The organism is Bradyrhizobium cajani (genome assembly GCF_009759665.1).
GTDB lineage: Bacteria > Pseudomonadota > Alphaproteobacteria > Rhizobiales > Xanthobacteraceae > Bradyrhizobium > Bradyrhizobium cajani.
This window is the reverse complement of the sequence record NZ_WQNE01000020.1, coordinates 93347-107217: the sequence shown is the minus strand read 5'-3', so window position 1 is coordinate 107217 and position 13871 is coordinate 93347. Positions and strand designations below refer to the sequence as shown.

Here is a 13871-nt window from a genome sequence, read left to right as displayed (position 1 = left end):
AGATCCACGATAGCCCCTACGCCGCCTTCTTGCTCTCCGCGAGCTGCGCCAGCTGGCGCATGATCTCGGTGGTGCCGACAAGCCGCTCTTCCGGCGTTTCCCAATCCTGGAGGAACACCACCTTCATGTCGGGCCGCACCTTGGCGGCTTGGCCGTAGCTGCGGATGAACGTCACCAGGCGATCGGGATAGGCGAAGGAATTGTCGCGGAAGACGATGACGGCGCCCTTCGGGCCGGCATCGATCTTCTCGACATTGGCCCGGCGGCAGAACGCCTTGATCGCGGCGACCTTGAACAGATAGCGGACCTCGTCGGGCAGCACGCCGAACCGGTCGCGCATCTCGGCGCCGAAATTCTCGATCTCCTCCTCGGTGTCGAGGTCGGCCAGACGCCGGTACAGCGACAGCCGCACCGAGAGGTCGCTGACGTAATCCTCCGGAATGAGCACGGGCATGCCGATGGTGATCGACGGCGACCAGCGGTCGGCGGCGGGCTCGGAGACGCCGGCCTTGAGATTGACGATCGCCTCCTCCAGCATCGACTGGTAGAGCTCGAAGCCAACCTCCTTGATATGCCCGGACTGCTCCTCGCCGAGCAGATTGCCGGCGCCACGGATGTCGAGGTCGTGCGAGGCGAGCTGGAAGCCTGCGCCCAGCGTCTCCAGCGATTGCAGCACGGTGAGCCGGCGCTCCGCCTGCGCCGTGATCTTCTGCTGCGCCGGCAGCGTGAACAGCGCGTAGGCCCGCAGCTTGGAGCGGCCGACGCGGCCGCGGAGCTGATAGAGCTGCGCCAGGCCGAACATGTCGGCGCGATGCACGATCAGCGTGTTGGCGTTGGGGATGTCGAGGCCGGATTCCACGATCGTAGTCGACAGCAGGATGTCGAACTTGCCGTCGTAGAACGCCGTCATGATGTCCTCGATCACGGCCGGCGGCATCTGCCCGTGTGCGACCGCGACCTTCATCTCCGGCACGTTCTTGTCGATGAAATCCTTGACCTCGGCGAGGTCGTCGATGCGCGGCACCACGTAGAACGCCTGGCCGCCGCGATAGCGCTCGCGCAGCAGCGCCTCGCGGATCATCAGCGGGTCGTGCGGGGCGACGAAGGTGCGCACCGCGAGCCGATCGACCGGGGGCGAGGCGATGATCGAGAGCTCACGGACGCCGGTCAGTGCCAGTTGCAGCGTGCGCGGGATCGGCGTCGCCGACAGCGTCAGCACATGCACCTCGGAACGAAGCGCCTTCAGCCGCTCCTTGTGCGTGACGCCGAAATGTTGCTCCTCGTCGACGATGACGAGGCCAAGATCGCGGAATTTGATGGCCTTGCCGAGCAGCGCGTGGGTGCCGACGACGATATCGACCGAACCGTCGGCAATGCCCTTCTTGACCTGGTTCAGCTCCTTGGTCGCGATCAGGCGCGAAGCCTGCGCCACGTTCACCGGAAAGCCCTTGAAGCGCTCGGCGAAGGTTCTTGCGTGCTGGCGCGCCAGCAGCGTGGTCGGCACCACGACCGCAACCTGCTTGCCTTCGAGCGCAACGGCAAAAGCCGCGCGGAGCGCAACCTCGGTCTTGCCGAAGCCGACGTCGCCGCAGATCAGCCGATCCATGGGACGGCCGAGCTCGAGGTCCTTCAGGGTGGATTCGATGGCCCCTAACTGGTCCTCGGTCTCGTCATAGGGGAAGCGTGCGCAGAACTCATCGTAGAGGCCCTGCTGCACAGGCAGCTTGGGTGCCTCGTGCAAATGGCGCGCGGCCGCGATCTTGATCAGCTCGCCCGCGATCTCGCGGATGCGGTTCTTCAGCTTGGCCTTGCGCGTCTGCCAGCCGGAGCCGCCGAGGCGGTCGAGCTCGACCGTGGTCTGGTCGGAGCCGTAGCGCGACAAGAGCTCGATGTTCTCGACGGGGAGGAACAGCTTCGTCTCGGCCGCATAATGCAGCTCGAGACAATCATGCGGCGCGCCGGCGACGTCGAGGGTCTGGAGGCCGATGAAGCGGCCGATACCGTGATCGACGTGGACGACGATGTCGCCGGCCGTGAGGCTCGTCACCTCCGAGATGAAATTGTCGAGCTTGCGGCTCGCCTTGCGCGGCCGCACCAGGCGGTCGCCGAGAATGTCCTGCTCGCTGATGAGCGCGATCTCGTCGGTCTCGAATCCGCTCTCGAGGCCGAGCACGGCCAGCATGGTCTCGTTGCGCGGGGTCGCCTGCACGGTCCGCCAGCTGTTGACGCTGGTGGTGTGGGCCAGCTTGTGGTCGCGCAGCATCGAGGTCATGCGGTCGCGCGAACCTTCGGTCCACAGCGCGATCACGACCTTCTTGCGCTGGGCGTGCAAGGCCATCACATGCGCGACGACGGACTCGAACACGTTGACCGTGGTGTCGTTGCGCTCCGGCGCAAAATCGCGGCCCTTGCGCGCGCCGGCATCGACGACCGAGGTACCGTCGGTCGGCACGGAAAACGGCGTCAGCCGCGCCAGCGGGATGTCGCCGAGGCGCTTGCCCCACTCCTCCTCGGTCAGATAGAGGCGATCAGGCGGCAATGGCTTATAGATTGCGCCGCCGCCGGGATGCTCCATCGCGTCGCGGCGGGCCTCGTAGTAATCGAGGATCTGCTTGAAGCGCTCGCGCACGGCGTCCTCGGCCTGCGGCTCGATCGCGACGCTAGCGCCTTGCAGATAGTCGAACAGCGTGTCCATCCGGTCCTGGAACAGCGGCAGCCAGTGCTCCATGCCGGGATGGCGGCGGCCCTCGCTGACGGCCTCGTACAGCGCGTCGTCGCGCTCGGGTGCGCCGAACTCGGCGACATAGCCCATGCGGAAACGGCGGATGGTGTCGGTGACGAGCTGGAATTCCGAGATCGGCACGAGGTCGAGCGAGCGCATGTCGAGCAGCGTGCGCTGGGTCTCGGCGTCGAAGGAGCGGATCGACTCCAGGCTGTCACCGAAGAAGTCGAAACGGACCGGCTGGTCGAGACCGGCCGGAAAAAGATCGAGGATGCCGCCGCGGACGGCGTATTCGCCGGGCTCGCGCACGGTCGAGGAGCGGTTGTAGCCGTTGTGCTCGAGCCAGGCGACGATGGTGTCCATCGGCACCACGTTGCCGGGCGCGACCGACAGCGCCTGCGCCGCGACGAGCTCACGCGCGGGCACGCGCTGCACGACGGCATTGACGGTCGTCAGCACGATCAACGGCTTGTCGCTGCCGGTGAGCGAGGCCAGCCGCGCCAGTGTGGTCAGGCGCTGGGCGAGGACGCCGCCGTGCGGCGAGACGCGGTCATAGGGCTGGCAATCCCAGGCCGGGAAGATCAGCACCGGCAAATCGGGCGCGAAGAAGCGCAGGGCGCGTTCGAGCTGCTGCATCCGCGGGCCATCGCGGCAGACGACGGCAAGGCTGACAGCGGGTTTCTTCGGCCGCGCCGCGATGGCGCGGGCGAGATCGGAGACGACGAGGCCTTCGGCGCCCTCGGCGACATTGGCAAGCGTCAGCGCGCGACCGGGCCCGAGCAGCTCGGCCGGAGATTTCATGCCCTGCTTCATGCGTCGCGGTCCGCGATCGGAAACGCCTTGATGCGGGCGAACAGTGCACCGCTGACGTCAGCCGGCAGCACCTTGTCGCCGGTGATGGCGGCATAGAGATCGGGATCGTTGACCTCGAGCAGGCGCTCGAGCTGGCCGAGCTCGGCGTCGGACAAATTGCCGATCTCGGCATCCGCGAAGCGGCCGAGGATCAGGTCCATCTCGCGCGTGCCGCGGTGCCAGCAACGGAACAGAAGCCGCTTGCGGCGGTCGTCCAGCCCGTTGCTCGATCGTGTCGTTCCCGTCATGTCTCAAATCCAGTCAAACGCCAAAAGCCCGGACGTGCCGGGCGGGGGTGATATAGCCACTGGAGGTGGCCGTGTCAGCCCTCGATTTGGCATGGCTCGATGCCCGCGTTCGGACACGAAAAAAGACGTGGATGCCCGGCATAAAGCCGGGCATGACGAGCCGAAACGATCCTAGATTCGCCTGATGCGCCCCAGTCTGCTCAATCCGCTGTTTGCTGCCGTGACCAGCCTGTCCGGCGTCGGTCCGAAGCAGGACAAGCTGTTGCAGTACCTGCTCGGCCGCGATGAGACGCCGCGGCTGGTCGATCTGCTGCTGCATCTGCCGAGCCAGGTCATCGACCGCCGGGCGCGGCCGAAGATCCGCGATGCGGTCCAGGGAACCATGGTGACGCTGGAGGTCATCGTCGATCGCCATCGCCCGCCCCCGCCGCGCAATTCACGCGCGCCCTACCTCGTCTATGCCAGCGACGAGACCGGCGACGTCGTGCTGACCTTCTTCCGCGCCAAGCCCGGCTATGTCGAAAAGCTGCTGCCGATGGGCGAAAAGCGCTACGTCTCCGGCACGCTCCAGATGTATGACGGCATCCCGCAGATCGTGCACCCCGATCGCGTGCTCGACGAGGAGGCGATTTCAAGGCTCTCCGGCATCGATCCGGTCTATCCGCTGACGGAGGGGCTCGCGCTCGGCTCGCTCCGCCGCGCGATCGCGCAGGCGCTGCAAAAGCTGCCGGCCCTGCCGGAATGGATCAGCCCGGAGGTGATGCGCCGCTGCCACTTCCCGCCAATTGCCGAAGCGCTCAACCGCGTGCATCAGCCGGTCGAGCTCACGGACATCCTGCCCGACCAGCCGTTCTGGTCGCGCCTTGCCTTCGACGAGCTCCTGGCCGGACAACTCGCGCTGGCCCTGATCCGCGCGCAATTGCGCAGGCCAGCCGGCGTGCGCAATGCCGGCGACGGTCACTTGCGCAACAAGATCATCGACGCCCTGCCCTATGCGCTCACGCCGTCGCAGCGCAGCGCTGCCGCGGCCATCGCCGAGGATCTGAAACAGCCCGTGCGCATGCTGCGGCTGCTCCAGGGCGACGTCGGCTCCGGCAAGACCGTGGTGGCGCTGCTGGCTGCCGCCGCGATTGCCGAAGTCGGCAAGCAGGCCGCGCTGATGGCGCCGACCGAAATCCTGGCGCGCCAGCACATCAAGACCATCGCCCCGCTCGCCGAGCGCGCCGGCTTGCGGGTCGCGATCCTCACCGGCCGCGAGAAGGGCAAGGAGCGGCGCGAGCTGCTGGCGCAGCTCGAAGCCGGCGAGATCGACCTCCTCGTCGGCACCCACGCACTGATCCAGGACGACGTGATCTTCCATGATCTCGCGCTCGCCATCGTCGATGAGCAGCACCGGTTTGGCGTGCGCGAACGCCTCGCGCTGACGTCAAAGGGCGAGGCCGTCGACGTCCTGGTGCTGAGCGCGACGCCGATCCCGCGCACGCTGGTGCTGACCTATTTCGGCGACATGGATATCTCCGAGCTGCGCGAAAAGCCCGCCGGACGCCAGCCGATCGACACCCGCGCGGTGCCGATGAGCCGGATCGAGGAGGTCATGGACGGCGTCGGCCGCGCGCTCGCCTCGGGCAAGCTGGTCTACTGGATCTGTCCCCTGGTCGAGCAATCCGAGGCCGAAGGCACCGAGCATCTCACCAATGCGACCAAGCGTTTCGAGAGCCTGCAAAAGCGCTTCGGCAAGCGCGTCGGCCTCGTCCACGGCCAGATGAAGGGCACCGAGAAGGACCGCGTGATGGGCCGGTTCGCCGCCCACGAGATCGGCCTTTTGGTGGCGACTACCGTGGTCGAGGTCGGCGTCGACGTGCCGGCCGCCACCATCATGGTGATCGAGAATGCCGAGCGTTTTGGCCTCGCCCAGCTGCACCAGCTGCGCGGCCGCATCGGACGCGGCTCAGAAGCCTCGACCTGCCTGCTGCTCTACTCCGAGCCGCTCGGCGAGATGTCGAAGGCCCGGCTGAAGGTGATCCGCGAGACCACCGATGGCTTTCGCATCGCCGAGGAGGATTTGAAGCTGCGCGGCGAAGGCGACGTCCTGGGCGTGCGCCAGAGCGGCCTGCCCGGCTACCGCATCGCGCGTTCGGAGGTGCACGGCCAGCTCATCACCCAAGCCCGCGACGAGGCGCTGCGCATCCTGAAGGACGATCCGAAGCTCAAGGGCGAGCGCGGCGAGGCGCTGCGCTGCCTGCTGTATCTCTACGAGCGGGACGAGGCGATCCCGCTGATCGGGGCGGGTTAAGCTACAGCCGAGGCGCTTCCTCCCCGTCATTGCGAGCGCAGCGAAGCAATCCAGACTCTTTCCGCGGAGGGACTCTGGATTGCTTCGCTGCGCTCGCAATGACGACGTCGATACAGACCTGCACAGCTCGACCAAAAGCGTCGCTTTCATCGCGACCGATTTCGTGAAACGCTCGGGCCATGCGCCGGATCATCGTCGTTGGCTCCCAGGGAAGCGGCAAGACGCGCCTTGCCCTGAGGCTCGGGCGAAAGCTCGACCTGCCGGTGGTGCATCTCGACGTGCTGTACTGGCGGCCGGGATGGAAGCCATCCGACAAGGCAGGCTTTCGAACGCGCGTCACTGATGCGATCGCGGGCGACGCATGGGTCGTCGACGGCAGCTTCTCGGGACTGGCCTTCGATCTCACGCTCGCGCGCGCCGATATGCTTGTCGTCATCGACCGCCCGCGCTGGCTGTGCCAGTGGCGCATTCTCTGGCGCTCCGCCTTCGATCGCGACGAGACCCGGCCTGATCTGCCGGAAGGATGTCCGGAACAGTTCGACTGGAAATTGATGCGTGAGGCGTGGCGCTACGGCACGGAGCGCGTGCCGGTCATCGAGGCCGAGCGCATCGAATATGGCGCGGACGTCCCGGTCGTGCGCTTGAGACGCGACCGGGACATCCAGGGCTTTCTGGAGTCGGTTTCGGTGCGCGGCGAATGATCGCCGGGCGATCAGGATTTCTTCTGCGCGATGCTGGCCGCGAACGCGTTCATCAGTCCCGTGTCCGCTGCCTCGCCCTTCGCATCTTCGGCCAGATGCTCGAACCAGCGCGCAAACCCCTCATAGATCTGGCTGGCGGGATGATCGGGCCCGAGGAAGCCTGAAATCTCCCGCATCTCCGCGACCCAGCGATAGGCCTTCGGAATCATGTCTGGCAGCGCGACCTCGAGCCGCGCCAGGATCGCGGGCTGGCTCAGCGCGAGTTCGTCGCGCAGCGCATCGGCCGCGCCTGCCTTTGTTGCCGCGACCACCATGGCCGAGCCGATGCCGGCGAGGCCCTTGACGATGCCGGCGTACGACATCTTGAGCGCGGAAGCCGCGCCGACCGGTCCTTCGACGATGCGCACGTCGAGGCCGAGATCCTTCAGCACGGCGACCTCCCCGGCGTACTCGCCGGACATGTAGAACGCCGGGCTCTTGCCGCCGGGCTGCGGCGGAAAGCCGATGATGCCGGCATCGACGAACGGCGCCTGCGCCGAGCCGATGATCTCCCCAATCCGAAGCACGGTATCGACGTTGACGGCGTTGCAATCGACCACGACCGGCTTCTTCGCGTGCCTGACGATCAGCGCCGCCAGCCGTTCGGCAAGCGCAACGGCTTCGCCCGGAGGCACGATCGAGAGGATGATGTCGGCTTGCGCAATCGCATCGTCTTCGGCGCCGACCATGCCGGCATCGGCCGCCCGTTTCAGCGTCGCCTCGCTCCGCCCCTTCAACGACGTCAGCACACGTGCCCCGTTCTCGCCGAGACGGCGGGCCACCGCGCTGCCCATGGCTCCAGGCGCGAGGATCGCAATGGTTTTGGACATCGTGCACTCCAGGTCGAATGCCGGGCGATGCGCCCGGTTCAACCGGAAGACTAGCAGAGGACGGGAACGCCCGCGTGAACGCGGCCATCCCGCGCGGGAATGGCCCTACTCCACTTTCGCAGGCTGGGGCTGGAGCGCAGACGCGTTGGCGATGCGCGCAGCGTTCGCCACGCCCGCAAGCGCTGCGGCCTTCTTCGGATCGAGCGCGGAGCCCGGCTGCACCACGCCGGCCGACATGATCAGCGTCGCGGCGTCCTCGGCGCTGAGATCGACCTCGATGATCTTGCTCTTGGGCACGTAGAAGAAGAAGCCGGTGGTCGGGTTCGGCGAGCACGGCAGGAATACCGAGACATGCTCCTCCTGTCCGGGCAGGTTGCGCGCGATGTCCTCGTTCGGCGATTGCGAGATCAGCACGATCGACCACATGCCCGGCGATGGAAACTCGACGAGGCCGACTTTCCGGAAGCTCGAGCCCTTGCCCGAGAACAGCGTCTCGAATACCTGCTTCAGGCCGCGGTAGATGGCGCGCACGGCCGGAATCCGGCCGAGAAAAGTTTCGCCGACATCGACCAGCGTCCGGCCGATCAGGTTCGCCGCCAGGAAGCCGACCAACGTCAGCGTGAAGAATGCGACAATCAGTCCCCAGCCGGGGACGCCGTAGGGCAGATAGGTTTCGGGTCGATAGGCCAGCGGCACGAATGGCCGCACCACGCCGTCGACCCAGGTGACGAACCACCAGACCAGATAAAGGGTGATCGCAATCGGCCCCGTCACCACGAGGCCGGTGAGGAAGTAATTGCGAAAGCGGCCCATCAGGCCGGTATGAGGTTCCGGGACAGGATCAAGAGGCGCAGGCGCGTCGTCGCGGGTTGTCATTCGGGTTCCAGGTCGGTCGCAGCACACAAGCTAGGGTCTTCTAGCAGGTTTTGGAAGACCACGGAGCGCCGACGACCTGATCCCTTCTGCCTATTCCACGGTCACCGATTTCGCGAGGTTGCGGGGCTGGTCGACGTCGGTGCCCATCACCACCGCGGTGTGATAGGCGAGCAGCTGCACGGGGACCGCGTAGACCATCGGCGTGAACGCAGCCGCCATGTCGGGCATGACGATGGTGACGAGTGATTCGACCGTCGCCTCTGCCGCACCCTTGGCATCCGTCATCAGGATGATGTTGCCGCCGCGGGCGGCGACCTCCTGCATGTTGGAGACGGTCTTCTCGAACACGCGGTCGTAGGGCGCGATGACGACGACCGGCATGGTCTCGTCGATCAGCGCGATCGGGCCGTGCTTGAGCTCGCCGGCGGCGTAGCCCTCGGCGTGGATGTAGGAGATCTCCTTCAGCTTCAGCGCGCCTTCGAGCGCGAGCGGAAAGCTGGTGCCGCGGCCGAGATAGAGCACGTCGCGGGACTTGGCGATCCTGTGCGCAAGCTTCTCGATCTGCAGCTCGGTGGCAAGCGCATCGGCCATCAGGCGCGGAATCTCGACGAGGCCGTGGACGAGCTTGGTCTCGTCCTCGTCGGACAGCTCACCCCTCGCCTTGCCGGCCGCGATGGCGAGGTTTGCCAGCACCATGAGCTGGCAGGTGAAGGCTTTTGTCGAAGCGACGCCGATCTCCGGGCCGGCCAGCGTTTGCAGCACGGTCTCGCTCTCGCGCGCGATCGTCGAGGTCGGCACGTTGACGACCGCGACCGTGTGCACGCCTTCCGCCTTGGCATAGCGGAGCGCCGCCAGCGTGTCGGCGGTCTCGCCGGACTGCGAGATGAAGATGGCGAGATCGCCCTTGCGCAAGGGCGCCTCGCGGTAGCGGAATTCGGAGGCGACGTCGACCTCGACCGGCACGCGCGCAAACCGCTCGAACCAGTATTTGGCGACGAAGCCGGCATAGCTCGCGGTGCCGCAGGCGGTGATGTTGATGCGCTGGATGGTCTTGAAGTCGAACGGCAGCTTCACCGGCAGCGCGACGCGCTCGGTCGCCATGTCGACATAGCGCGCCAGCGTGTGGCCGACCACTTCCGGCTGCTCGTGGATTTCCTTGGCCATGAAGTGGCGGTAATTGGCCTTGTCGACCAGCGAGGTCGAAGCGGCGTGCCTGATCTTGTCGCGCTGGACCGCGTGGCCGTCCTTGTCGAAAATCGTCGCGCTCTTGCGGGTCAGCACGACCCAGTCGCCGTCCTCGAGATAGCTGATCGTATCGGTGAACGGGCCGAGCGCGATGGCGTCGGAGCCAAGATACATCTCGCCGTCGCCATAGCCGATCGCGAGCGGTGGCCCGTTGCGGGCGCCGATCATCAGGTCGTCCTCGCCTGCAAAGATGAAGCCGAGCGCGAAGGCACCGCGCAGCCGCGCCAGCGTCAGCTTCACCGCCTCGACCGGCTTGTTGCCGCGCCGGAGCAGATCGTCGACGAGGTGCAGCACGATCTCGGTGTCGGTCTCGGTGTGGAACACCGTGCCCTTGTGCTCGAGCTCCTCGCGCAGCTCGCGGAAATTCTCGATGATGCCGTTATGGACCACCGCGACGCGTTCGGTCGCGTGCGGATGCGCATTGTGGACTGTGGGCTTGCCGTGGGTGGCCCAGCGGGTGTGGCCGATGCCGGTCGTGCCCTTGAGCGGCTCGGCCTCGAGACGCTTCTCCAGGTTCTTCAGCTTGCCCTCGGCGCGGCGGCGCGCGAGATGCTTCCCTTCGAGCGTGGCAACCCCCGCGGAATCGTAGCCGCGGTATTCCAGACGTTTGAGCGAATCCACCAATTGCTCCGCAACCGGCCCACGCCCGAGAATGCCGACAATTCCGCACATGCGGATCACTATCCCCCAAATCGTCGAAAAAATCGCCTAAACGACGCGCCCGGTTTTTAGCGAAATTCCTAGGGAACCAGATACTCAATAATTATTGCCGATTGAGACAGCGCCGGTTCGCGACATGGCTTCGCCTGCGTCGAATTGGCCGGCCTTAAACCGCGCGCATTAACCTCTTGTCAACAAGTTTGGCCAAGGCTTCCGGTCCAGGAGGTAAGGTCATGAAGGGCTCATCCGGCCGCAAGGGTCTGTCGTCGATCTCCGTGCGGGCCAGCGAGACCTCGGGCACGCACCTTGCGCATTGGCCGCCGCCCCTGCGCGGCAAGGAAAACAAGCCCCTCTTCATCAAGCATCCCGAGGGCGAGCCGGCGAAGCGCGCCAAGCCGCGCGGCTGGCGCCTGACCCGCGCGATCTTCTCGGAATTCGCCGACGACGAATAGCGCCGCTTACTTCTCCGGCTTCTTTTCGGGATTCTTGCCGCCCGTCTTCAGCTCGCGATAGCGCGTAGCGCCGCCTTCGCGGATGGTCTGCTGGTTGCGCTCCAGCGCCATCGCCTCATCGGGCACGTCGCGGGTGATCACCGAGCCCGAACCGATATAGGCGCCGTTGCCGATCTTGACCGGCGCGACCAGCGAGGAGTTGGTGCCGACGAAGGCGCCCTGCCCGATCACCGTCTTATGCTTCTTGAAGCCGTCGTAGTTGCAGGTGATGGTGCCGGCGCCGATGTTGGAATTGGCCCCGACGGTGGCATCCCCGATGTAGGAGAGATGGTTGACCTTGACGCCGGCCTCCAGCGTCGCGGCCTTGGTCTCGACGAAATTGCCGATGCGCGCGCCATCGCCGAGCGAGGTGCCCGGCCGCAGGCGTGCATAGGGGCCGATGGAGACCTTCTTGCCGAGCGTGGTCTCGACGATATGCGAGAAGGAGTGGATCACGGTGCCGTCGGCGATCGACACGCCCGGCCCGATCACCACGAACGGCTCGATGGTGACGTCCTTGCCGAACACGGTGTCGGCGGCGAGAAAAACCGTGTCCGGCGCAATCAGCGTGACACCGGCCTCCATCGCCGCTTTGCGCAAGCGCGCCTGCATCACGGCTTCCGCCTCGGCGAGCTGCGCCTTGGTGTTGATGCCGCGCACCTCGTCCTCGCTGGTCTCGATCACGACAGACTCCCATCCCTGCTTGCGGACGATTTCGACAGCGTCCGTCAGATAATATTCGCCCTTGGAATTGGCATTGCCGATCTGCCCGAGGATTTCGAGCGCGCGGCGGCCGTCGATCGCCATCACGCCGGCATTGCAGAGATCGATCTTGCGCTCGTCGGCGCTGGCATCGGCCTGCTCGCGGATCGCGACCAGGCGCTCGCCCTCGACGATGAAACGGCCATAGCCGGTGGGATCGGCGGCGCGAAAGCCAAGCGCGGCAATCGCGGCACCCCTGGCGAGCGGCGCGCGCAGCCGCGCAAAGGTTTCGGCCGAGATCAGCGGCGTGTCGCCGAAGGCGATCAGCAAATCGTCCGCGCCGCGCGCGATCGCCTCGCGCGCCGCCAGCACCGCATGCGCGGTGCCGAGCCGCTCGGCCTGCACGAAGGTGAGCGCGTCAGGACGGATTCGCCTCGCTTCATCCGCCACAGCCTGATGATCCGGGCCGATCACGACGGCGAGCCCGGTGCCGGCTCCGTTCGGTGTTGCGGCAAGCACATGGGCGAGCAGCGTCTGGCTTGCGACGGAATGCAGCACCTTCGGCAGGTTCGATCGCATGCGCGTGCCTTCGCCGGCGGCGAGCACGATCGTGAGGCTTGAGCGGGCGGTCATCGAAATCCTGTCAGTTGCGGCCGAATCATCTTGCGCGGCGGACGGCAGGCCGCCCGGATGCCGCTGCCTTGCTAACCCCGCAAACGCCCGGAATTCAAGTGCGGCGCGCATTTCCTGTTAATGTTCCCTGATTGATTCGGGGGCTGGGCACTTAACGTTCATGGCAAAGGATTCCGACCCACTGGCGGACGCCTTCGGCACCAAGGAGACCGGCGGGCTGTTCTCCGGACTTTTGGCCGAGGAGAGCGCGTTCGATCGCCGCGTGTTGTGGCGGCTGGGCTCGTGGGGCGTGGCGGCGGTGGGCGCTGTCGTCATCGCCGTGATGGCCAACCAGGCCCAGCTCGGCTGGCGGCGCGATCAGGTCGCCTCCGCCGATCTCGCCCGCCAGGCCGACCGGCTCCAGCTATTGACCAAGGAGAGCCAGAACGAAGCCCGCCGCCTCGCCGCCGCCATCGAGACGTTGAACTCCGATCGCGACCGGCTCTATTCGCGCGTCACCGTGCTGGAGCAAGGGCTCGATTCCGTCACCGGCACCATCGCCAAACAGAGTGCCGCGCCACCACCGGCCGCGGCAGCGAAGCCGCAGGACGCAACGCCTGCGCCAGCGGCTCCCAGCGTCGCGCCGGTCGCCTCGACGCCCGCGTCCGCCGGCGACAAGCCGCGCAACGAGGCCGCGAAGGACGCTTCGAAGGAGGCTGCAAAGGAGCAGGCAGGTCCGCCGCCGCAGAGCGCAGCCGCCGCCTCGCTCGTGCAGCAGTCGCCGACCACGACGTCGGCACTGCCGATCATTCCGCTCGTGCCGTCGAAGTCGATCATGGCGCCGCCCGATCCGGCTGCGTCGAAACTGATTCAGCCCGAGGCAACTGAAAAGCCGGCCGAGAAGGCCGGCGAGAAGAAGCCCGAGCCGTTGCCCGCCCCGACCGAAGTCGCGGCCGCATCAGCCAAGCCGGCTGAAGCCGCCGAGAGCGAGGCTCCCGCGATCGCGGTCCAGCAGACGCGTTTTGCGATCGACCTCGGCGGCGCCAACTCGATCGACGGCCTGCGCGCGCTCTGGCGCGGCCTGATCAAGACCAATCCGGAAGTCGCAGCGCTGCGGCCGATCATCATGATCAAGGAAGGCACAACCGGTCTCGGCATGCAGCTTCGCTTGGGCGCGGGCCCGCTGATCAACGCCGCCGCTGCCGCAAAACTCTGCGCAGGCCTTGCCGAGAACAACCGCCCCTGCGAGACGACCGTGTTCGACGGCCAGCGCCTGTCGATGCGCGGCGGCCAGGACAAGGCGCAGGAAAAAACGCAAGAAAAAACGCAAGAAAAAAATCAAGATCGGGTTCAAGAGAAGAATTCCGAAAAGAGTCAGGAGTCGGTGCCGCAGGCCGAGACTGCACCTGCGTCCGCGCCGAATGCAAAGCCGGACAAGCGCCGCCGCAGCTACTCCTCGAAACGCTCGAAGCGCGAGGAGCCCGCGCCGCCACCCGCACCCGCACCCGCGGCGCAGCCAGCACCGGCGAAGCCGGAAACGGCGTCGACGGGATCGACGCTGTCGTCGTTCTTCCGGCGATAGGCATTTGCCCATCCTGAA

General features: G+C 66.4%; 10 protein-coding genes. 4 read left to right on the top strand and 6 right to left on the bottom strand.

The genetic code is table 11. The features are described 5' to 3' along the window. Positions 1-16 precede the first annotated feature (16 nt). Positions 17-3535, bottom strand: coding sequence for a transcription-repair coupling factor (mfd, locus tag GPL20_RS23175; RefSeq protein ID WP_157331916.1), 3519 nt, complete (start codon positions 3533-3535; stop codon positions 17-19). Beyond that, positions 3532-3822 (bottom strand): FAD assembly factor SdhE, encoded by a 291-nt coding sequence (locus GPL20_RS23170; RefSeq protein WP_157331914.1) that lies wholly within the window; start codon positions 3820-3822, stop codon positions 3532-3534. Before GPL20_RS23170 ends, mfd begins: the two co-directional genes overlap by 4 nt. 184 nt (positions 3823-4006) lie before the next feature. Here GPL20_RS23170 and recG point away from each other — a divergent pair, with 184 nt between their 5' ends. Both recG and GPL20_RS23160 read left to right on the top strand, forming a co-directional pair. Continuing rightward, entirely contained in the window at positions 4007-6115 is a 2109-nt protein-coding gene (recG, locus tag GPL20_RS23165) for an ATP-dependent DNA helicase RecG (RefSeq protein ID WP_157331912.1), read from the top strand. 179 nt (positions 6116-6294) lie between these two features. After that, entirely contained in the window at positions 6295-6816 is a 522-nt protein-coding gene (locus tag GPL20_RS23160) for a P-loop NTPase family protein (protein WP_157331910.1), read from the top strand. 11 nt (positions 6817-6827) lie between these two features. Here the strand turns inward: GPL20_RS23160 and GPL20_RS23155 are convergent, their stop codons facing one another. From GPL20_RS23155 to glmS, 3 genes are all read right to left on the bottom strand, one after another. Continuing rightward, the gene (locus GPL20_RS23155; RefSeq protein WP_157331908.1) at positions 6828-7685 is read right to left on the bottom strand and encodes an NAD(P)-dependent oxidoreductase; all 858 of its coding nucleotides are present in this window, start codon (positions 7683-7685) and stop codon (positions 6828-6830) included. A 105-nt stretch (positions 7686-7790) separates the two neighbouring features. After that, positions 7791-8561 carry a DUF502 domain-containing protein gene (locus tag GPL20_RS23150; protein ID WP_157331906.1) on the bottom strand — a complete coding sequence of 257 codons (771 nt, stop codon included), beginning with the start codon at positions 8559-8561 and terminating at the stop codon, positions 7791-7793. Between the two features lie 90 nt (positions 8562-8651). Then, the gene (gene glmS, locus GPL20_RS23145) at positions 8652-10478 is read right to left on the bottom strand and encodes a glutamine--fructose-6-phosphate transaminase (isomerizing) (protein WP_157331904.1); all 1827 of its coding nucleotides are present in this window, start codon (positions 10476-10478) and stop codon (positions 8652-8654) included. 221 nt (positions 10479-10699) lie between these two features. On the opposite strand from glmS, the gene GPL20_RS23140 reads away from it, so the two are divergent. Then, positions 10700-10918 carry a hypothetical protein gene (locus tag GPL20_RS23140; RefSeq protein ID WP_157331902.1) on the top strand — a complete coding sequence of 73 codons (219 nt, stop codon included), beginning with the start codon at positions 10700-10702 and terminating at the stop codon, positions 10916-10918. Positions 10919-10924: 6 nt separating this feature from the next. Here GPL20_RS23140 and glmU read toward each other — a convergent pair whose 3' ends face one another. Then, positions 10925-12292 carry a bifunctional UDP-N-acetylglucosamine diphosphorylase/glucosamine-1-phosphate N-acetyltransferase GlmU gene (gene glmU / locus GPL20_RS23135; RefSeq protein ID WP_157331900.1) on the bottom strand — a complete coding sequence of 456 codons (1368 nt, stop codon included), beginning with the start codon at positions 12290-12292 and terminating at the stop codon, positions 10925-10927. 160 nt (positions 12293-12452) lie between these two features. Between glmU and GPL20_RS23130 the strand changes: the two genes are divergently transcribed. After that, positions 12453-13853, top strand: a complete 1401-nt coding sequence (locus tag GPL20_RS23130; protein WP_157331898.1) for a hypothetical protein — start codon at positions 12453-12455, stop codon at positions 13851-13853. Positions 13854-13871 lie beyond the last annotated feature (18 nt).

Coding starts and splice junctions, on each gene's coding strand:
- mfd (WP_157331916.1), bottom strand. CDS start 3,535: ATGAAGCAGGGCATGAAATCTCCGGCCGAGCTGCTCGGGCCCGGTCGC.
- GPL20_RS23170 (WP_157331914.1), bottom strand. CDS start 3,822: ATGACGGGAACGACACGATCGAGCAACGGGCTGGACGACCGCCGCAAG.
- recG (WP_157331912.1), top strand. CDS start 4,007: ATGCGCCCCAGTCTGCTCAATCCGCTGTTTGCTGCCGTGACCAGCCTG.
- GPL20_RS23160 (WP_157331910.1), top strand. CDS start 6,295: ATGCGCCGGATCATCGTCGTTGGCTCCCAGGGAAGCGGCAAGACGCGC.
- GPL20_RS23155 (WP_157331908.1), bottom strand. CDS start 7,685: ATGTCCAAAACCATTGCGATCCTCGCGCCTGGAGCCATGGGCAGCGCG.
- GPL20_RS23150 (WP_157331906.1), bottom strand. CDS start 8,561: ATGACAACCCGCGACGACGCGCCTGCGCCTCTTGATCCTGTCCCGGAA.
- glmS (WP_157331904.1), bottom strand. CDS start 10,478: ATGTGCGGAATTGTCGGCATTCTCGGGCGTGGGCCGGTTGCGGAGCAA.
- GPL20_RS23140 (WP_157331902.1), top strand. CDS start 10,700: ATGAAGGGCTCATCCGGCCGCAAGGGTCTGTCGTCGATCTCCGTGCGG.
- glmU (WP_157331900.1), bottom strand. CDS start 12,292: ATGACCGCCCGCTCAAGCCTCACGATCGTGCTCGCCGCCGGCGAAGGC.
- GPL20_RS23130 (WP_157331898.1), top strand. CDS start 12,453: ATGGCAAAGGATTCCGACCCACTGGCGGACGCCTTCGGCACCAAGGAG.